At 72.4% G+C, this 18,788-nt stretch carries 20 protein-coding genes; 12 read left to right on the forward strand and 8 right to left on the reverse strand.

From position 1 onward, the window contains the following. Window positions 1-14: 14 nt before the first annotated feature. A complete protein-coding gene (locus tag AB0C01_RS09870; RefSeq protein ID WP_357253847.1) occupies window positions 15-821 on the forward strand; it encodes a sugar phosphate isomerase/epimerase in 807 nt (268 codons plus the stop codon). A 31-nt stretch (window positions 822-852) separates the two neighbouring features. Here AB0C01_RS09870 and AB0C01_RS09875 read toward each other — a convergent pair whose 3' ends face one another. The 3 genes from AB0C01_RS09875 to AB0C01_RS09885 are packed head-to-tail and all read right to left on the reverse strand — an operon-like array spanning window position 853 to window position 2,900. Further along, window positions 853-1,440 (reverse strand): CGNR zinc finger domain-containing protein, encoded by a 588-nt coding sequence (locus AB0C01_RS09875; protein ID WP_357253850.1) that lies wholly within the window; start codon window positions 1,438-1,440, stop codon window positions 853-855. A 19-nt stretch (window positions 1,441-1,459) separates the two neighbouring features. Continuing rightward, window positions 1,460-2,626 (reverse strand): glutathionylspermidine synthase family protein, encoded by a 1,167-nt coding sequence (locus tag AB0C01_RS09880; RefSeq protein WP_357253851.1) that lies wholly within the window; start codon window positions 2,624-2,626, stop codon window positions 1,460-1,462. A 1-nt stretch (window position 2,627) separates the two neighbouring features. After that, the gene (locus AB0C01_RS09885) at window positions 2,628-2,900 is read right to left on the reverse strand and encodes a hypothetical protein (RefSeq protein WP_357253853.1); all 273 of its coding nucleotides are present in this window, start codon (window positions 2,898-2,900) and stop codon (window positions 2,628-2,630) included. 107 nt (window positions 2,901-3,007) lie between these two features. Here AB0C01_RS09885 and AB0C01_RS09890 point away from each other — a divergent pair, with 107 nt between their 5' ends. The 9 genes from AB0C01_RS09890 to AB0C01_RS09930 all read left to right on the forward strand — a co-directional run bounded on the left by AB0C01_RS09890 (window position 3,008) and on the right by AB0C01_RS09930 (window position 11,902). Beyond that, entirely contained in the window at window positions 3,008-3,928 is a 921-nt protein-coding gene (locus AB0C01_RS09890; RefSeq protein WP_357253855.1) for a proline dehydrogenase family protein, read from the forward strand. An 82-nt stretch (window positions 3,929-4,010) separates the two neighbouring features. Continuing rightward, a complete protein-coding gene (locus AB0C01_RS09895; RefSeq protein ID WP_357253856.1) occupies window positions 4,011-5,300 on the forward strand; it encodes a hypothetical protein in 1,290 nt (429 codons plus the stop codon). 42 nt (window positions 5,301-5,342) lie between these two features. Beyond that, window positions 5,343-6,734, forward strand: a complete 1,392-nt coding sequence (locus AB0C01_RS09900; protein WP_357253857.1) for an efflux RND transporter periplasmic adaptor subunit — start codon at window positions 5,343-5,345, stop codon at window positions 6,732-6,734. Next, on the forward strand, window positions 6,731-7,627 hold the full coding sequence (locus AB0C01_RS09905; protein ID WP_357570856.1) for an ABC transporter ATP-binding protein: 897 nt from the start codon (window positions 6,731-6,733) through the stop codon (window positions 7,625-7,627). Before AB0C01_RS09900 ends, AB0C01_RS09905 begins: the two co-directional genes overlap by 4 nt. Continuing rightward, entirely contained in the window at window positions 7,624-8,808 is a 1,185-nt protein-coding gene (locus tag AB0C01_RS09910) for an ABC transporter permease (protein ID WP_357570857.1), read from the forward strand. Before AB0C01_RS09905 ends, AB0C01_RS09910 begins: the two co-directional genes overlap by 4 nt. Before the next feature lie 296 nt (window positions 8,809-9,104). Next, entirely contained in the window at window positions 9,105-9,314 is a 210-nt protein-coding gene (locus AB0C01_RS09915) for a helix-turn-helix domain-containing protein (protein WP_110563213.1), read from the forward strand. A gap of 214 nt (window positions 9,315-9,528) precedes the next feature. After that, complete coding sequence (locus AB0C01_RS09920; RefSeq protein WP_007465623.1) at window positions 9,529-9,630, forward strand: AURKAIP1/COX24 domain-containing protein; 102 nt, start codon at window positions 9,529-9,531, stop codon at window positions 9,628-9,630. Window positions 9,631-9,752: 122 nt separating this feature from the next. Then, window positions 9,753-10,826, forward strand: a complete 1,074-nt coding sequence (locus AB0C01_RS09925; RefSeq protein WP_357253863.1) for an NAD-dependent epimerase/dehydratase family protein — start codon at window positions 9,753-9,755, stop codon at window positions 10,824-10,826. A 179-nt stretch (window positions 10,827-11,005) separates the two neighbouring features. Further along, entirely contained in the window at window positions 11,006-11,902 is an 897-nt protein-coding gene (locus AB0C01_RS09930; RefSeq protein WP_357253979.1) for a lysophospholipid acyltransferase family protein, read from the forward strand. Between the two features lie 6 nt (window positions 11,903-11,908). Here the strand turns inward: AB0C01_RS09930 and AB0C01_RS09935 are convergent, their stop codons facing one another. The 3 genes from AB0C01_RS09935 to AB0C01_RS09945 form a co-directional block, all read right to left on the reverse strand. After that, on the reverse strand, window positions 11,909-12,784 hold the full coding sequence (locus AB0C01_RS09935) for an HAD-IB family hydrolase (protein ID WP_357253865.1): 876 nt from the start codon (window positions 12,782-12,784) through the stop codon (window positions 11,909-11,911). Window positions 12,785-12,911: 127 nt separating this feature from the next. Next, window positions 12,912-13,799 (reverse strand): DUF5667 domain-containing protein, encoded by an 888-nt coding sequence (locus AB0C01_RS09940; protein WP_357253867.1) that lies wholly within the window; start codon window positions 13,797-13,799, stop codon window positions 12,912-12,914. Window positions 13,800-14,078: 279 nt separating this feature from the next. Next, window positions 14,079-15,035 carry an ECF subfamily RNA polymerase sigma factor, BldN family gene (locus AB0C01_RS09945; protein WP_357253869.1) on the reverse strand — a complete coding sequence of 319 codons (957 nt, stop codon included), beginning with the start codon at window positions 15,033-15,035 and terminating at the stop codon, window positions 14,079-14,081. A gap of 734 nt (window positions 15,036-15,769) precedes the next feature. On the opposite strand from AB0C01_RS09945, the gene AB0C01_RS09950 reads away from it, so the two are divergent. Both AB0C01_RS09950 and AB0C01_RS09955 read left to right on the forward strand, forming a co-directional pair. Next, window positions 15,770-16,024, forward strand: a complete 255-nt coding sequence (locus AB0C01_RS09950) for a glutaredoxin family protein (protein ID WP_357253871.1) — start codon at window positions 15,770-15,772, stop codon at window positions 16,022-16,024. Window positions 16,025-16,044: 20 nt separating this feature from the next. Then, on the forward strand, window positions 16,045-16,707 hold the full coding sequence (locus AB0C01_RS09955) for an HAD hydrolase-like protein (RefSeq protein WP_357253873.1): 663 nt from the start codon (window positions 16,045-16,047) through the stop codon (window positions 16,705-16,707). On the opposite strand, the gene AB0C01_RS09960 is transcribed toward AB0C01_RS09955, so the two are convergent. Both AB0C01_RS09960 and AB0C01_RS09965 read right to left on the reverse strand, forming a co-directional pair. Further along, window positions 16,688-17,341, reverse strand: coding sequence for a response regulator transcription factor (locus AB0C01_RS09960; protein ID WP_357253875.1), 654 nt, complete (start codon window positions 17,339-17,341; stop codon window positions 16,688-16,690). The two genes, AB0C01_RS09955 and AB0C01_RS09960, sit on opposite strands and share 20 nt — an antisense overlap. 53 nt (window positions 17,342-17,394) lie before the next feature. Beyond that, window positions 17,395-18,699, reverse strand: coding sequence for a sensor histidine kinase (locus AB0C01_RS09965; RefSeq protein WP_357253877.1), 1,305 nt, complete (start codon window positions 18,697-18,699; stop codon window positions 17,395-17,397). Between the last annotated feature and the right edge of the window lie 89 nt (window positions 18,700-18,788).

Raw genomic sequence — 18,788 nt, forward strand, 5'->3', positions numbered from 1 at the left:
CTACGCTGGCTGATGTGACTTCCCGCGTTCCCGTGCTCCTGTCCAGCTCCTCGGTCTTCCCCGAGCCGACCGCCGCGGCGTTCCAACTGGCCGCGGCACTCGGCTACGACGGGGTGGAGGTGATGGTCTGGACCGACGTGGTCAGCCAGGACGCGGGCGCGCTGCGCGGCCTCTCCACGCACTACGGCATGCCGGTGCTCTCGGTGCACGCGCCCTGCCTGCTGGTCACCCAGCGGGTGTGGAGCCCGGACCCGTGGGAGCGGCTGCGCAAGGCCGCCGAGCTGGCCGAGACGCTGGGGGCGCCGACGGTGGTGGTGCACCCGCCGTTCACCTGGCAGCGTGACTACGCGCGCAACTTCACCGAGGGGTTGGCCACCGTCGCGGACCGGTTCAACGGGCTGCGGTTCGCGGTGGAGAACATGTACCCGGTCCGGATGGCGGGCCGGCAGTTCGTCCCGTACGTGCCGGGCTGGGATCCCACCGACACCGGCTACCCGTCGTACACCCTGGATCTGTCGCACTGCGCGGCGTCGCACAGCGACCCCCTGGAGATGGCCGACCGGATGGGCGCCGGGCTGGCGCACGTGCACCTGGGCGACGGCACCGGCGAGGGCCGCGACGAGCACCTGGTGCCCGGGCGCGGCACCCAGCCCTGCGGTGAGCTGCTCTCCTCGCTGGCCGGTCGGGGTTTCACCGGGGCGGTGGCGGTGGAGGTCGCCACCCGGGGCGCGAAGAGCCGCGCGGTACGCGAGGCGGACCTGCGTGCCGCGCTGGAGTTCGCCCGTCAGCACCTGACCGCGTCGTCCCCGGTCGACGCCTGACCACGTCCGCCCGCGACGGGCGGCGCCGGGGTCAGCTGACCGGTGAGAGCGAGTCCGCGGCGCTCGTCGGCTGCGGGGCGACCCTCAACTGCTCACCGACCGCCGCCCGCTTGCGGGCCCGGTGCGCCGCCACGTGCGAACGGGTGGCGCAGCGCTCCGAGCAGAACCGCCGGCAGCAGTTGGACGACGTGTCCAGGTAGACGTTGCCGCACCGCTCGTCGGCGCAGACCCCGAACCGGGCACTGCCGTACTCGCAGAGCCAGACCGACAGCCCCCAGACCGCGCCGGCCAGGTATTCGGCACTGACGGAGGCACCCCGGCTGGTCACGTGCATGTGCCAGTCACTGGAGTCGTGCCCCGAGATGCGCGGCTGCACCGGGAACGCCTCGAGCAGCGCGTTCAGCTCGGTGACCGCCTGGCCGTCCCGCCCCGAGGTGCCGTACTCGAAGACGTCGCGCAACCGTTTCTGTGCCCGCCGGAAGATCGCGACGTCCCGGTCCGCGACCTCGTCGCGCATCCAGGCATTGTCGTCGGGGAAGAGTGCCCGCAGGTCGTCGAGGTCGTCCAGGCGGGCGTTGACCAGGTCAACGCCGGTCCGGGCGTACGCGTCGAAGTTCACGCCCCCAACGGTAGACGACTCATGCGGTACGCGGCGCGTCGATGTAGTGCGGCAGGAACCGCGCGTAGCCATCGGTGATCAGACTGGCGCTCTCCCGCACACCCACGCCGGCCGACTCACCGTCGACGATCCAGCTGCCCAGCACCATCCGGTTGCCGTCGAACTGCGGCAACGCCCGGAACTCCTGGTAGCACCAGCCCTCGTCGCCGTAGATCCCCGGGTTGGTGATCTCCTGCTCGGCCGTGACGATGCGGACCGAGCCGCCCTCCCGGCCGAGCAGCGGCTTGGCGACGTACTCCGTCATGCCGCGTGGCGAGTCGAGATACGCCGGGAGCAGGTAGTCGTGGTCGGGGTACAGCTCCCACAGGACGGCGAGCAGCGCCTTGTTCGACAGCAGCAGCTTCCACGCCGGCTCGATCCAGGTGGTCGGGGTGCCCGGGGCCAGCGCCGCCGGCCCGTACGGCTCCGCCAGCATCCACTCCCACGGGTAGAGCTTGAAGCAGGTGGTCACCGGGCGGTCGTCGGCGTCGACGAAGCGCCGGCCGTCCCAGCCGATCTTCTGGATGGGCTGCAACTCGACGTCCAGTCCGGCCTGACGGGCGGTCTCGGCGAGGTAGCCGGCGGTCATGTGATCCTCGCCGGACTCCTCCTCGTTCGACCACAGCACGTGCACCCGGCGCTCGTGCAGCCCGGCCCCGATCTTGGCCCAGGCGCCGACCAGCCGCTCGTGCAGGCTGTTCCACTGGTCCAGCTCCGGTCGGGTCTGCTCCAGCCAGTACCACTGGATGATGCTGGCCTCGACGAGCGCGGTGGGGGTGTCCGCGTTGTACTCCAGCATCTTCGGCGGCCAGGTGCCGTCGTACGCCAGGTCGAAGCGCCCGTAGAGGGTGGGTGGGGCCTCCCGCAGTGACCGGGCCACGGCTTCGGTCGCCCACTCCGGGATGCCGAACTCGGCGTACCGGCGGGTGGCCACCACGTGCTCGGCGGCGGCCACCGACATCCGGTGCAGCTCCTCGGTGGCCTCCTCCAGCCGAAGCACCTCGTCGAGGTCGAAGGCGTACGCGCCGGTTTCGTCCCAGTACGACATCATGTCGCCATCGGGCAGCTCGGTGTCGACGTAGACCAGTCCCTGCGCCCGGATCGTGGTGTCCCAGTCGGGGCGGGGCGTGACCCTCTCGCGGCGCACCTCAGCCGCCGCAGGAGGCGAGGTGGGTGCCGAACCCGCCCCGGTCGGGCACGGCGGCTGTGGTCGGCTCCGGGGCGGCGCGGCCGGTGGCCGGGTCGGGGACCCGCATCGCCAACGCGACAGTGTCGCCGCCGCCGACCGGCCCGAGGGCGCAGTCGTCGTCATCGTCGTCGTCAGAGGTCATGTTGCAGCCGGAGAGGGCGAGCGCGAGAGCGGTGAGCGCGCCGAGCTGCACGGAGGCCGACCGTAGCCGGCGGCGGGGGCGTTGGTCCACGGCATCGTTGTAGCCGATGGGCGCCACCGCCGCCGCCCCGCCCCCCGCGCGAGGCGGCTCTCCCCGCCCCCCGGCGGGGCTCCTGGCAGGGGCGATACGCTCGGTTCATGCTCCGTTCCGTCATCCTCGCCGCCTCCCGGTCATCCCAGGTCGAGCGGCTCGTCGCGACCGCCCCGTACACCCGGGACGTCGTTCGCCGGTTCGTCGCCGGCGCCACCACCGACGACGCGTTGCGCGCGACCCGCGGGCTCGTCGACGACGGTCTCGCGGTCACCCTCGACCACCTCGGTGAGGACACCGTCACCCCCGAGCAGGCCATCGCCACCCGCGACGAATACCTGAAGTTGCTGAAGATGCTCGGTGGCGCCGGGCTCACCCCGCCCGCCGAGGTGAGCGTGAAGCTCTCCGCCCTCGGCCAGATGTTCGACGAGCAGTTGGCGTACGACAACGCGCGGGCGATCTGCGCGGCGGCGGACGCCGCGGGCACCACTGTCACCCTGGACATGGAGGACCACACCACCACCGACTCGACGTTGGAGGTGCTGAGCCGGCTGCGCAAGGACTTCCCGTCGACGGGTGCCGTGCTCCAGGCGTACCTGCGCCGGACCGAGTCGGACTGCCGGGAGCTGTCCTCGGCCGGTTCGCGGGTGCGGTTGTGCAAGGGCGCGTACAAGGAGCCGGAGTCGGTGGCGTACCAGTCGGCCCGTGAGGTGGACAAGTCGTACGTGCGCTGCATGAACATCCTGATGTCCGGCGACGGGTACCCGATGCTGGCCACCCACGACCCGCGGATGATCGCCATCGGCGAGGACCGGGCCCGGTGGTTCGACCGGGGACCGGAGCGCTTCGAGTTCCAGATGCTCTACGGCATCCGCCCCGAGGAGCAGGCCCGACTGGCCGGCGAGGGCTACACCGTGCGCACGTACGTCCCGTACGGCGACGAGTGGTACGGCTACCTGATGCGCCGGCTCGCCGAGCGCCCCGCCAACCTGGTCTTCTTCGGCCGCGCCCTGATCTCCAAGAAGTAGTTCCTCCGCCCCGGCCGACGGGCCGGACCGATCGGCCGGGGCGGCCTCGCCGCGTTCAGGGTTTGGTCGTACCCTTCGGCGGGTGACTGACGGGGTGCAGCAGCCAGCACCACGGCGGCTCTGGCCGCTGTGGACGGTGCTCGTGGTGGTCGTCCTGCTGCTGGGCTGCGGCCTGCCGGCCCTGCTCGTCGCGGGCGTGATCCGGGAGAGTGGCGCCCGGTCCACGATCAGCCGGGCCGGTGTCTCGACGGCCGACGATCCCGCCACGGCAGCGGCCCGAGAGCTGACCGACCGGATGACCGCCCAGCTCGACCGGCAGTCCACGGCGCTGCTCGGCGGCGACCGCGCCGGGTTCCTCGCGATCGCCGAACCCGCCGTGCACGCCGACCTGCGCCGACGTTTCGCGGCACTACGCGAGCTGAAGGTGACCGTTTGGCGGGCCGAACCGAGCGGCCTGCCCGCGCCGATCGTCGGCAAGCCGGGGGAGTGGCGGCTCCTGGTGCGCTTCCAGTACTGCTTCGTCGCCCCGAACTGCCGGCCCAGCCCGGTGCTGATCGGCACCCGTTGGCGGGAGTCCGGCGACCAGCCCCGGTTGGTCGCCATGGAGGAATCCAAGTCGGTGGAGACCGGCACCCGACCGTGGGAGATCAGCGACCTGGCCGTGGCGATCGGCGCGCGGACCATCGTCGCCACCACCCCGGCGCTGCGCGGCAAGCTGCCCGGCCTGCTCGCCCAGGCCGAGGCGGCCGCAAAGGTCGCCGACGGGTACGCGGTCGCCGGCTCGCCGCCGGACCGCTACCGGATCTTCTACGCCGGCCCCGCCGAGTGGAAGCGTTGGTACGGCGGCGACCGGCCAGGGTGGACCGGCGGTTACGCGGTCACCGTGGGCGGCGGCCACCACGAGGTGGTGCTCAACGCCGACGGGCTCTCCAGCAGCGGCACCGACGATTTGCTCCGGCACGAGTTGACCCACGCGGCCTCGCTTCCGGAACGCGGCTACCCGGGCAAGACCACCTGGTGGCTGGTGGAGGGGCTGGCCGAGTTCGCGGGCGCCGGCGGGCAGGCGGTCGACAGGTACGAGGGGCTCGCCGAGGTGCGCAAACTGGTCCGGGCCGGCTGGGACGGCAAGTTGGCGGGCGTCAACCCGGCCGACGACGCCTCCGCCGAGCAGGTCGCCGGCAGCTACGGCGTCGGCTACCTGGCCGTCCGGCACCTCGTCGACAGGTACGGGCCGCAGCGGTTGCTCACCTTCTTCAAGGCTGTGGTGCACGAGCGCAAGACCCTCGAGGTGGCTGCCGAGGAGGCGTTCGGCGAGCAGTGGTCGACGCTGCACGACGAGTGCGTCGCGTACGTCCGCGCCGCCACCGCCTGACGTGCTCGCAGGTGGCGGGACGGCGCGCCGTACCATCGATGCGTGCGCCGCCCTCAGTCAGCTCGGCCGGGCAGCACCGTCCGGCCCCGCCTGCTCGTCGCCCTGACCGCCGCCGTCGTCCTCACCGCCACCACCGCCGCCTCGTGCGGCGATGACGGCCCCGACCTCGCGCTGGCGTCGGCCGCCCGCAACCCGGTCAGCGAGCTGATCGACGCTCCGGCTACCGTCACCGCCCGCGCCGCCGCGACCCTGACCGCCCCCGCCGACGGCTCGCTGGCAAGCCTGCGTGTCCAGCCCGGACAGCGGGTCAAAGCCGGCCAGGTCCTCGCCGTGGTCGACTCGCCCTCGGCCCGGCAGCGGCTGCGCCAGGCGAAGGAGGCGTTGGACGCGGCCAAGCGCGCCGGTCGGGGTGTCTCCACGGGCAACCTGGCAAGCAGTCGACGTGGCACCGACAAGGCGGCCGACGAGGCGTTCGACGCCGCCCGCAAGGCCGCCGAGAAAATCGCCGAACCGCAGTTGCGGGACGCCCTGCTGACCCAGGTGACGTCCGCGCAGCGGCAGTACGCGGCCGCCGCGCGCAGCGCCGACCAGGCCGTCCGCGCGGTGCAGCGGGGGATCAACGGGCTGAGCTCGGCCGTCGGCGCGCTCTCCGCGGCCCAACGGCTCCAGGCCCAGCAGGCGTACGACCTGGCGAAGGCGACTGTCGACGCGCTGACCCTGCGCGCCCCGATCGCCGGCATCGTGCAACCGGGCGGCACCCGGGCGGGCGGTGGCGCGACCGGTGGCCTCGCGGGGCTGTTGGAGCAGGCCGGTGGTGCCCAGGCCGCCGGTCTCAACCCGTCCGCGCTGACGTCCGGCCAGGGCGGGCCGCCTCCCGGGGTGGACGACGCGGTCGCGGTCGGCGGCCAGGTCACCGCCGGCACACCGGTGCTGACCGTGGTGGACACCGGGCAGTTGGGGTTGCTCGCCGAGGTGGACGAGACCGACGTGCTGCTGGTAAAGGCCGGGGTGACCGCCACCGTCGAGTTGGACGCCGTCAGCGGCGCCAGCTACGACGCGACGGTGCGCTCGGTGGACGTGCTGCCCACCAACTCCGCCCAGGGCGGGGTGACCTACCGGGTGCGCCTCGCGCTGGGCGCCGGAAAGCTGGCCGAGGACGAGCCGGCTCCGACGCCCCGCCCGGGCATGAACGCGATAGTCCATCTGCGGGTGCGTGAGGCCGCCGACGCGGTGACCGTACCCGCTTCGGCGGTGTTCTCCGCCGACGGCCGGGACGCGGTCTGGGTGGTCCGCGACGGCAGGGCCGGGCGGGCGGCGGTCACCGTGGGCGTCCAGGGGTCGGATCTGGTGCAGATCATCAACGGCGTGCAGCCCGGCGACCGGATCGTGGTGCGCGGCACCGACCAGGTGCGCGACGGCCAGGAGGTGCGGTGACCGACGCCCCGCCGGCGATCGAGGCGGTGGAGGTGTCCCGGACGTACCAACTGGACGGGGTGTCCGTCGAGGCCCTGCGCGGGGTGTCGCTGGTCGTGCGAGCGGGTGACTACGTGGCCCTGGTCGGTCCGTCCGGCTCGGGCAAGTCCACCCTCATGCACCTCCTCGGAGGGTTGGACCGGCCGACCGGTGGGCGTCTGGTGATCGGTGGTCGGGACGTCAACGCCCTCACGCCGCCGGAGATGGCCGCCCTGCGCAACGAGACGATCGGCTTCGTCTTCCAGGCGTTCCACCTGTTGCCGCGTACCTCGGCGGTGGAGAACGTGGCCCTCCCGCTCGTCTACCGGGGCGTGCCGGCGCGGCAGCGTCGGGAGCGGGCGGCGGCGATGCTCGGCCGGGTCGGCCTCGGGCACCGCCTGGACCACCGGCCCAACCAGATGTCCGGTGGGGAGCAGCAACGGGTGGCGATCGCCCGCGCGCTGGTCACCGAGCCGACGGTGCTGCTGGCCGACGAACCGACGGGCAACCTGGACAGCGTCACCGGTGCGGCGGTGCTGGAGCTGTTGGAACAGTTGAACGTGGAGTCCGGGGTGGCGCTGGTGATGGTCACCCACGACCAGGAGGTGGCGGCCCGGGCCCAGCGGCGGATCACGATGCGCGACGGAGTGGTCGTGGCGGACAGCGACGACCCTCATGATCGACCGCCGTCCGTCGATCCCGGTCGACCTGCGACACTGGTCTCCGCTCCCAGCGCGGAGCCCCGGTCCGCGTCCGGAAGCGGTCCGGGGCACCCGTCCGGTGGCTCCGGTGGCGCCGCCGGAGCCACCGGGCGCCTTCCGCAGGAGGTGGACCCGGGCCGGCCCGAGGTCGAGCGTCCGGGGGGCGAGCCGTGAGGGTCGCCGAGGCGTGGCGGGTGGCGCTGGGCGCCCTGCGGGCCAACCGGCTGCGCAGCGCGCTGACCATGCTCGGGGTGATCATCGGAGTCGCCTCGGTGGTCCTGCTGGTGGCCATCGGCACCGGCACCAAACAGAAGGTCGAACAGCAGGTCGAGGGCCTCGGCTCCAACCTGCTGCTGGTCGTGCCCGGCCGCATCGAGGTGGGCAACGCCCCGGTGGTCTCGCCGCTGACCCTGAAGGACGTCGACGCCGTCACCCGGGTGGTCGGCGACCCCGACCGGGTGGCGGTCACCGTCGCCTCCGGGGCGACCGCGCGAGCCGGTGCCCGTTCCGACTTCACCACCGTGCAGGGAGTGCTGGAGACCACCCCGACGGTGTTCACGCGGTCGCTGGCCCGGGGTCGCTACCTCACCGGCACCGACGTGGACACCAGCCGCCGGGTGGCGGTGCTCGGCGACTCGGTGGCCCGCACGCTCTTCCCCGACCGGGACCCGCTCGGCCAGCAGGTGACGCTGGCCGGGGTGCGGTTCCGGGTGATCGGCGTCTTCGCGCCCCTCGGGCAGAGCCTCGGCGTCGACCGGGACGACGAGGTGCACGTGCCGGTGACCGCCGCGCAGCGGCTCTGGGGCACCCAGCGGGTGGACGGCATCGCCGTGAAGGCCCCGGACCGGGAACGGATCGACGAGCTGGGCGAACGGATCGTCGCGGAGCTGAACCGCCGGCACCCGGACACCGAGTTCAGCGCGGTCACCCAGCAGCAGATCCTCGGTGTGCTCGGCGACATCCTCGGCGTTCTCACCGGCGTACTGGCGGCCATCGCCGGCATCTCCCTGCTCGTCGGCGGTGTCGGAGTCTCCAACATCATGCTGGTGAGCGTTCGGGAGAGGACCCGGGAGATCGGGCTACGCAAGGCAGTCGGGGCCCGCCCCCGCGACATCGGTGTGCAGTTCCTGCTGGAGGCGGTGCTGCTCACCACGATCGGTGGGGTGACCGGAATGGCGTTGGGCGTGGGCACCGCCCTGCTGATCAACGGGCTGTCACCGATCCCGGCCGCGATCACCTGGTGGTCGTTGGCGCTCGCCTTCGGCGTGTCCGCGGTGGTGGGCATCGTCTTCGGGGTCGTCCCCGCGCAGCGCGCCGGCAGACTCGACCCGGTGGTCGCGCTACGCGCCGAGTGAACAGCGTCGGAGCGGGCCGGGACGCCGGGCGGCGTCGGAGCTGGCCGGGACGCCGGGCGGCGTCGGAGCTGGCCGGGACGCCGGGCGGCGTCGGTGGAACCGGGACGCCGGGCGCGGGCGGGGAGATTCCGGGAGTGTGGATCGGGTGAACGGCGAGAAGAAACATGATCAGTTGTACGAAGGGATCGCGCCGGTCACAGCCGCCCCGCTACCGTACTGGTAACACGCGCGTCGCCGCCCGGCCCGGAGCATCCGTCGGGTTGGCACGCGCCGGGCATGGGATGGGTTGGTGAGCCATGGCCGGGTCACAGTCCGACGGGCGACTGTCGGAGGTCAGGTTCCTGACCGTCGCGGAGGTGGCGACGGTCATGCGGGTCTCGAAGATGACTGTCTATCGCCTGGTGCACAGCGGTGAGCTCACCGCCGTCCGGGTCGGCCGGTCGTTCCGGGTGCCCGAGCACGCGGTACACGAATATCTCCGGGGCGCTTTCCAAGAGACCGCCTGAGCCGTCGTTCGGCTCCCCGGGTGCCGTCCAACCGGCATCGACGGGGGCGCGTTGGTCCGGCCGAGGCCCTCCGGCTACCCTGGAGCCCGACCGAGACCCCACCGGTGCGCCCCGCCGCCCAGACTGGTCCGGTCCGTTGTCCGCAAGCGGTCGCCGTCGCCACCTGCGTGGTGTCATCCGGTCCGCCCCGCACGTTGTATCGAAAGGCTGTCGTATGGGCTCGGTGGTCAAGAAGCGCCGTAAGCGCATGGCTAAGAAGAAGCACCGCAAGCTGCTGCGTAAGACCCGCGTCCAGCGTCGCCGTCTCGGCAAGTGATCGCCGCCGGGCGCTGAGCCCGGCATTCGGCGGCACTTGCCAAACTGTCGACCCCCGGAGGCTCAGGTGATCAGGCCGTGGTCGTCCCGGCTCGGTCCTTCCTGCCGGGGTAGGTGCGTCAGATGACCCTCGGTGGCACCTCAGGTGCCCCGGGGGTCGTCCTCGTCACCGGGGTGGGCCGCTATCTGGGTGCCCACGTGGCGGCCCGCCTGGCCGCCGACCCGCGTATCGAGCGGGTCATCGGCGTCGACGCACCGGATTCCGGCACCGAGTTCACCGATCTGCTGGACCGGGTCGAACGGATCCGCGTCGACAACGATTCGCTCGGTGGCCTCCTCGCCGACCTGGACGTCGACGCCGTCGTGCACCTCGCCCTGGTCAGCTCCCCCGACAAGCAGCACGGTGGCCGGTCCGCGATGAAGGACCAGAACGTCATCGGCAGCATGCACCTGCTGGCCGCCTGCCAACGGGCTCCCCGGCTGCGCAAGCTCGTGGTCCGGTCGTCGACTGCCGCGTACGGGGTGTCGTTCCGGGATCCGGCGGTCTTCACCGAGGAGACCGAGCCCCGCGAGGTGCCGCGTGGCGGTTTCGGCCGCGACATTCTCGACCTTGAGGGGTACGTCCGGGGCTTCCGGCGCCGCCGGTCCGACGTCACCGCGACGGTGCTGCGCTTCGCCCCGTTCATCGGCTCGACCGCCGACACCACGTTGACCCGCTACTTCGCGCAGCCGTTCGTGCCCACCGTCTTCGGCCGGGACCCCCGTCTGCAGTTCCTGCACTTCGACGACGCGTTGGAGGTGCTGCACCTCTCGATCGTGGAGGACCATCCGGGCACCTACAACGTCGCCGGTCCGGGGGTGCTGTCGCTGTCGCAGGCGATCCGGCGGGCCGGTCGGGTCGCCGTACCGGTGCTGGAGCCGAGTCTCTCCGGTGCCGCCGCGCTGGCCCGCACCATGGGGTTCGGCCGCTACGGCCTGGACCAGGTCGACCTCTTCGTGCACGGCCGGGTGGTCGACACCAGCCAGCTTGAGCAGGAGTACGGCTTCACACCCCGATCGACCGCCGAGGCGTTCGACGACTTCATTCGCGCCCACCACGGTGGGGTGGTGGTCACCCGGGGGCAGTTGGCGGCCGCCGAGCAACTCGTCCTGGACGGCATCCGGCAGGTCCGCTCCGCAGTTCGGGATCGGTCGTGACCGGGCCCGGTGAGGGGCGCGATCCGCGGGGGGTCGGGCGTTTCGACGTACCGCAGCCGTTGGCGGCGGACGTGGAGCCGGCGCGGCGGAACGGACATCGACCGGCCGCTCAGGCCGCGCCGACCCCGACGCCGACCGACGAGATCGACACCGCGACCACCGACGAGCCCGCCGGGGACCTGGTCGACGTTCCGACGTCGGGTGGCACCGAACCGGCGGTGCCGGACCGGCCGGGGGACCACTGGGACCGCAGGGTCGCGAACGGCCTGGCCTTCCTGCGCCGGCGTCTCTCCGGCGACTACGAGGTCGACGAGTTCGGTTTCGACTCGGAGTTGACCGACGCGGTCTTCCACCCCCTGCTGCGGCTGCTCTACCGGGACTGGTTCCGCACCGAGGTCAGCGGCGTCGAGCACGTGCCCGTCGACGGACCAGCCCTGGTGGTCGGCAACCACTCGGGGACGGTGGCGCTGGACGCGTTGATCCTCTCGGCGGCGCTGCACGACAAGCATCCCGCCCACCGCTACCTTCGGCTGCTCGGCGCCGATCTGGTCTTCCGGATGCCGGTGGTCTCCGAGCTGGCCCGCAAGACCGGTGGCACGGTGGCCTGCAACCCGGACGCCGAGCGGCTGCTCAGCGGCGGCGACCTGGTCGGGGTGTTCCCCGAGGGCTTCAAGGGCATCGGCAAGCTGTACGCCGACCGGTACAAGCTGCAACGGTTCGGGCGGGGCGGTTTCGTCTCGGCGGCGCTGCGCACCGGCACCCCGATCGTGCCGGTCGCCATCGTCGGCGGCGAGGAGATCTACCCGATGCTCGCCGACATCAAGCCCCTGGCGCGACTGCTCAAGCTGCCCTACTTCCCGGTCACGCCGACCTTCCCGTGGCTCGGGCCGCTGGGCATGGTGCCGCTGCCCAGCAAGTGGCTCATCGAGTTCTGTCCGCCGATCCCCACCGCGCACCTGACCGACTCGGCGGACGACCCGCTGGTGGTCTTCAACCTCGCCGACCAGGTGCGGGAGACCATTCAGCAGACCCTGCACACACTGTTGGAGCGCCGACCCGACCCGTTCGGTCCCTGACGTATCTCAGCCGGCGCGGCGGCGGCGCTGCAACGCCAGCCCGGCGGTGACCGCGCCGACGACCAGCCCGGCGGCCGCGGTGGACGGTACGGCGATCTTGACCGCTCGCCGACCGGTGCGGAAGTCCCGTACCTCCCAGCCGTGCTGGCGGGCCTGCCGCAGCAGGGCGCCGTCCGGGTTGACCGCCACCGCCCGGCCCACGGCGGAGAGCAGCGGCAGGTCGTTGGCCGAGTCGCTGTACGCCGCGCAGCGGGCCAGGTCGAGCCCTTCCACCGCGGCCAGCTGGGTGACCGCCTCGGCCTTCGCCGGCCCGTGCATCAGGTCACCCACCAACCGCCCGGTGTATGCCCCGTCCACCACCTCGGCCACCGTGCCGATGGCACCGGTCAGGCCGAGCCGGGCGGCGATCACTCGGCCGATCTCCACCGGGGCGGCGCTGACCAGCCAGACCCGTTGGCCGGCCGCCAGGTGCCGTTGTGCGAGTTGGTGGGTGCCGGCCCAGATCCGGGGTGCCATCATCTCGTCGAAGATCTCCTCCGCGAGGTGCTCCACGTCGTCGACGCGCCAGCCCTCGACGAAGGCCAGCGCGGCCTCCTTGGCCAGCGACATGTCACCGGCGTGCTCACGGGCCAACAACCGGAACCGGAGTTGCTGCCAGGCGAAGCGGGCCAGGTCGGCGGAGGTGAAGTAGTTGCGGGAGGCGAGCCCACGGGCGAACCAGTAGATCGACGCGCCCTGCATCATCGTGTTGTCCACGTCGAAGAAGGCCGCAGCGGTCGGGTCCGGTGCGGAGGCGACGGCCGGGGTCAGGTCGGTCTCGGCCCAGCCCGCGGTGTGCCCCTCGGCGTCGGTGCTGACCGTCACCTTACGGCTGCGCGCCACGCGACTCCCTTCCTCACCGATACGACGGATGCCCCCAGCGAGGGTAGCCGCCGTGCGCGGCCGACCGGCCGGGCACAGCACGAACTGTGGCGAGGCCGGTCGGACGTGCGGTATAGGGGGTGGGAGGTCAGCGAGCCCCGGGGCAGGTGCTCGGGTCGGGGCCGAGGGTGTCGCTGGCGGTCGGGGCCGGCAGGCCGCAGGCGATCGCCGCGCGCAGCGAGTCCGAGCGCTCCCGGATGCTGTCCAGGAGGCGCAGGGACCGCTGGGTCCGTTCCCGGTCGACGCGGGTGCTCCCGTCGAGCAGACCGCTCACCGCCCGGCGTTGCCCGGTGACGAACGTGTTGAGCGTGTCCAGGCTGCCCGGCTCCGCCCGCTGTGCCGCGGCGGTGGTCAGCAGGCGTACACCCTGCCGGGTGTCGGCGTCCATGTCGTCGAGGACGGCGCTGTAGCCGATCCGGTCGCCGCGCAACTCGGCGGCCTCGCCGAGTCTGGTCCGGGCGAAGTCCAGGAAGAGTTGACCGCGGCTGATGTCGGAGCTGGCCAGGGCGAGCTGAGCCCGTTCGGTCGAGCGCTTCATCCCGTACAGCGCGTCACCGGGCACCGCGTTCTCGCTGGCGGCGGAAATGCCGGAGACGGCGATGGCGCCCGCGGCGATCCCGACCAGGATCGCGCCCCGGGCTCGGGCCCGCCGGGCGGTGACCGCCGGCAGAAGCCGTCCCCGGGTGGTCGTGGCCGGACGCGTGGCGGCCGGTTCGCTGGCCGCCGGTGTGGTGCCCAGCCCTTCCCGTTCGGCGGTGGCGAGCAGCATCGCCCGCAGGCCGGTCCGGAAGTCCTGGTCCACCTCGACCGTCGGGGGGTCGGTGCTGATCCGTTGGCCCACCGCGACGAGGGGCGCGAGTTGACCGTCCACCCGGGCTCGTACGTGGTGTCGCCGAGCGCCGTTGGCCTCGTCGAGAAGCTGCGCGAAGCGCTCGGCGCGCCGGCGGGAGATGAGGATGTCGTCCACCGCAGGCACCTCCTCTCGCTGGTCACGGCCGGTCGGCCGCCGTCCTTGCCGGAGACCGGGCGGCAGTGTGACACCACGGAGGTGAGGCGCCGCCGGCTTGCCGGTCGGACCTCGGTGACCCGGCCTGCCGGGACAACCACCGGTCGCACCCGGAGAAACGCGGCGGACCGTTCACGGGTTACGGGCCGGGCGGAGCGGAAATTACAGAAAGTGATCGTCGTCACCGGGCGGGACCGACCCTGAGCTGCGCGGACGTCGATCGACGCCCATCGGTCCCGCCGTCGCAAACTACGGCTGGAAGCCGTCCGGGAGCAGCCGGGCCAGGGCGCGTACGGCCCGGTACTGGAGGGCCTTGATGGCACCCTCGTTCTTGCCCATCGCACGGGCCGTCTCGGCCACCGAGAAGCCCTGGAGGAAGCGGAGCACGATGCACTCCTGCTGCTCCGGGTTGAGCTGCTTCACGGCGGTGAGCAGCGCGACGTTCGTGATGTGCTCCACCACCGCCGCCTCCGGGCTGCCCTCCGGGCCCCGGTCCTCCCGATCGGCGTCGAGCACGTCACCGGTGGTGACCTCCAGCCGGTACCGGCCCGACTTGAAGTGGTCCGCGACCAGGTTGCGGGCGATCGTCACCAGCCAGGCGCCGAGGTCGCGGCCCTGCCAGGTGAAGCTGCCGATCCGCTTGAGCGCACGCAGGAAGGTGTCCGAGGTGAGATCCTCGGCGAGTTGGCGGTTGCCGACCCGGAAGTAGATGAACCGGAAGACGGTGTCCACGTACCGGTCGTAGATCAGGCCGAACGCCTCGGACTCGCCGGCCTGGGCGCGCTCGATCAGCGTCCAGACCTCGGTGGCCGGGTCGGACGGGTCGGGGCGGCTCGGAAAGCCGGTCGGGGTCGTGGCGGTGGCGGCCGGCACCGCCGGGATCACCGCCGTCTCGCCCGCCGCCGGATCGGTGGTCACCGTCGGTGTCTCGCTGACCCGTCGACCCTGCGCCGGCATCGTCGGTCGAGGCGGAACGGCGACCCGGCCGCCGGTCGGCCGCGCGTTCCCGCCGGGCACCACGGGCCGCGGCGGCGGCTCGTTGTGGTGCGGCCGGCTGCGGGTGCGGGGGGCTGTGCCGTCGCCGAGCACGGCGGCGCCGTGGGGTTCGTCGAGTGGGGCACGGGCCGTCGGTCTCTCGTTGACGTGCGAGCGTGCCGGCTGGCCGGTCAGGCCGACTGGGCGTTCCGCGTAACCGAAGGTGGTCACCGGGTTACCCCCGTCCCGTCGGTCGCCGGATGGGCCGGTCTGTGCGTCGTCGGGGCGGACCGACCGGGGAGTCGGCCGGGCAGGACGGTCACGGGGGTTGCCGATGGGCGGCAAATCCCCTGGAGGTGCTGGTCCAATGCGCTAACAGGCACGGGGGCCTCCTCGGGCTGAGGGGTGTCGACTCACGGCAAATGGGGTGAGCCGACCCGAGTGATGATAGGGCCAACGTCACCCGCGCGTGGCAAGTCCGTTACACAAGGCGGAAGTATTTCCCGCTCCCTCCGTGCGGTGCCGGACCGGTTGTCCGTCGTGTGCGATTGACTTTCCGTCGACCCGGTGTTCCTCGGTGGATGCCCTGGTGGGGTGGGTCGCCCGTTCGGTTGGACCGGTCGCTGCGGGTGGCGGCGCGGGCGTGGCCGAAACGTCTGCGGACGACGCCGACCATCCCATCGGCGGGACTTGATCGGACCACCGATGGCACACCTGACAGTCCCGTGTACGGGACGGTCGCCCTCGCGCCGCTCGGGCACCTGTTCGCACCGTCGGTCGTGGCCGGGTCGTCGGCCGCTGTGCCAGACTTGATCACCGCGCCGGCCGAGTCGGCGGTACCGGGTGTGCCGCCCCCGCGGACCGGCGAGACTGTGCGGGCGTACGTGGTGGCGGCGTCGGCGCGACCGGTGACGATGCCGACCGAACTGCCGGCGAGCGCCGAAAACCCCATACGGAGGTAACCGATGTCCAGTGACGCCCGGCTCGCCCTGATCACCCGACCCGGCTGCCATCTGTGCGACGACGCCAAGGCGGCACTCGACCGGGTGGTGGCGGTGACCGGCGACAAGTGGGTCGAGTGGGACGTCACCGACGACGAGGGGCTGGAGCGGGAGTACGGAGACCGACTGCCGGTGGTGCTGCTCGACGGCAAGGAGCACGGCTACTGGCGGGTCGAGGAGGACCGGCTGCTGCGGGACCTGACCACACCTCAGCTCTGAGCGGTACCTATGGTGCTCCGATGACCTCCGCACCCCCGCACCTCGTCTGGGACTGGAACGGCACCCTGCTCAACGACCTCAGCCTGGTGGTGTCCGCCACCAACGTCGTGTTCACGAGCCTTGGTGGGCCGACCGTCACCCTGGACGAGCACCGGGTGCGGTTCCGGCGGCCGATCGCCGAGTACTACGCCGAGGTGCTCGGGCAGGCCGTCGACGACGACGAGTTCGGCCGGCTGGACCGGATCTTCCACGAGGCGTACCGCACCGGCCTCACCACCTGTGAGCTGGCCGCCGACGCGCGCGACGCGATGGCCTCCTGGCCGGGCAGCCAGAGTCTGCTCTCCATGTGGTTCCACGAGGAGTTGGTGCCGACCGTGCACACGTACGGGTTGACCGGCCACTTCACCCGGGTCGACGGGCTGCGGGCCACGGTCGGCGGCGGCCGTAAGGCCGAGTCGCTCCGGTCACACCTGGCGGAGCTGGGCGTGGACGGCGCCTCGGTGGTGCTGATCGGGGACTCCATCGACGACGCGGACGCCGCGCTCGCGGTCGGCGGTCGTGCGGTGCTCTACACCGGCGGGTTCACCGACCCGGCCCGGCTGCGCGCCTCCGGCCACCCGGTGGCCGACACCCTCCTCGACGCGGTCAACCTGGCGCGGGAGGTCAGTTCCGCAGGTAGGTGAGGACGGCCAGCACCCGCCGGTGCTGCTCGGTGTCCGGCGGCAGGGTGAGCTTGGTGAAGATGTTGCGTACGTGCTTCTCCACCGCGCCGTCGCTGACCACCAGGGCGCGGGCGATGGCGGTGTTCGAGCGTCCCTCGGCCATCAGGGCGAGCACCTCACGTTCGCGGGGCGTCAGCTCGCGCAGCGGGTCGTCGCGGCGGCGTCGGGCGAAGAGCTGGCCGACCACCTCCGGGTCGAGCACCGTGCCGCCGGCCGCCACCCGGCGCAGCGCGTCCAGGAACTCGTCGATCGCGGCGACCCGATCCTTGAGCAGGTAGCCGATACCGCCGCCGGCAGCGCCGGTGGTGGCCAGCAGATCATCGGCGTACGAGACCTCGACGTACTGGGAGAGCACCAGGATCGGGGTACGCGGCACCAGCCGGCGTGCCTCCACCGCCGCCCGGAGTCCCTCGTCGGTGTGCGACGGCGGCATCCGGACGTCGACGATCGACACGTCCGGCTGGTGCTCCACCACCGCCTCGACGAGCGCGTCGCCGTCCCCGACGGCGGCCACCACCTGATGGCCACTCTCGGTCAGCAGCCGGACCAGTCCCTCGCGGAGCAGGACGCCGTCGTCGGCGATCACGATGCGCATGGCTGTGTTGTCTACCACGTCCGACGCGTCGTGCGGGGGCGGCGCGGGACTGCTCACAGCGGTAGCTCGGCGCGGATCTCGGTGGGGCCGCCGATCGGGCTCACCACCGCCAGTTCACCGCCGGCGGCCCGGACCCGGTCGGCGATGCCGGCCAGCCCGTGCCCCTTGGCCAGGTGTGCGCCGCCCTGACCGTCGTCGCCCACCCGCACCTGGAGGTGGGTGCCCTGCCGGGCGACGGCCACCACGGCCTCGGTGGCCCGCGCGTGCTTGGCGACGTTCGTCAACGCCTCGGACACCACGAAGTAGGCGGTGTTCTCCACCGCCGGGTCGAGCCGCCCGCCCGGAGTGCCGAGCTGCGGATCAACCTGGAGCTCGATCGGGATCAGCCCGCGACCGGCAATCGCGGCCAGGGCGCTGGGCAGGCCCCGGTCGACGAGGATCGGCGGGGCGATGCCCCGGGACAGTGCCCGCAGCTCGGCGAGCGTGTCCCGGGTCTGCGTGACCGCCTCGTCGATGGTCCGGCCGGCGGCCTCCGGGTCGGAGGCGAGCTGCATCCGGGCGCGGCTGAGGTCCATGGCCAGGCGGACCAGGCGCTGCTGGGGGCCGTCGTGGATGTCGCGTTCCAGCCGGCGCAGCGCGGACGCCTCGGCGGACACGGCGGCCCGTTTCTGCTCCTCCAGCACGGTGATCCGGTCGCGCATCTCGGCCACCCCGGTCAGCATGGCCTTGGCGAAGCTGGCCTGCAGCAGGGCGCATCCCCGCACCACGATCGGCAGGGTGATCAGGAAGAACACCCCGATCGCGGTGTTCAGGCCGATTCGGGCGGTGGTCGAGTCGCCGAGGCCGAGCAGTTGGGCGAGGTCCTGGTCACCCTCGCCGCTGGCGCGGGGCAGGGCCCAGTCGTAGACCCAGTACAGCGAGCCGGCGATCGCTCCGGCCCACCAGACCACGGCGACCACGAACGTGCCGGCCGCCGCGATGAGCCGCAGGATGCCGTGCGCCAGGTCGAGCCAGGACTGGGCGTCCCGCATCGGCACGAAGATCCTTCGCCAGGCGTTCGCGCCCGCCTCGGGCAGCCGGTAGTGCGGCCGGATCCGGGGTTGCCGGAGCACCGCGGGCAGCCGTAGCCGTTCGATGTCGGCCAGCCCACGGGCGGCGTACAGGGTGCCGCTGAGGATCGGCAGACCGATCACCGTGACCACCAGGCCGATGCCGACCGCGGTGCCGAGGATGAGGACGACGAAACTGGCCACCGCCAGAGGCAGACCGAGGAGCACGTAGCCGGAGTCGACGAAGAGTTGGCGGGGAATGCTCGGTGCCAGCGTCGGTGGGTCGCTGGTGGCGGCAACGGCGGTCATGGGAAAAGGCTAGGCATTCCGACTTCCGGTCCCCATCCCGAAGCCCTGCCTCTCCCCCGTAGTGCTGCCCCTACCACCTGCGGAACGGC

It is taken from the genome of Micromonospora sp. NPDC048905 (genome assembly GCF_040649655.1).
Taxonomy (GTDB): Bacteria; Actinomycetota; Actinomycetes; order Mycobacteriales; family Micromonosporaceae; genus Micromonospora.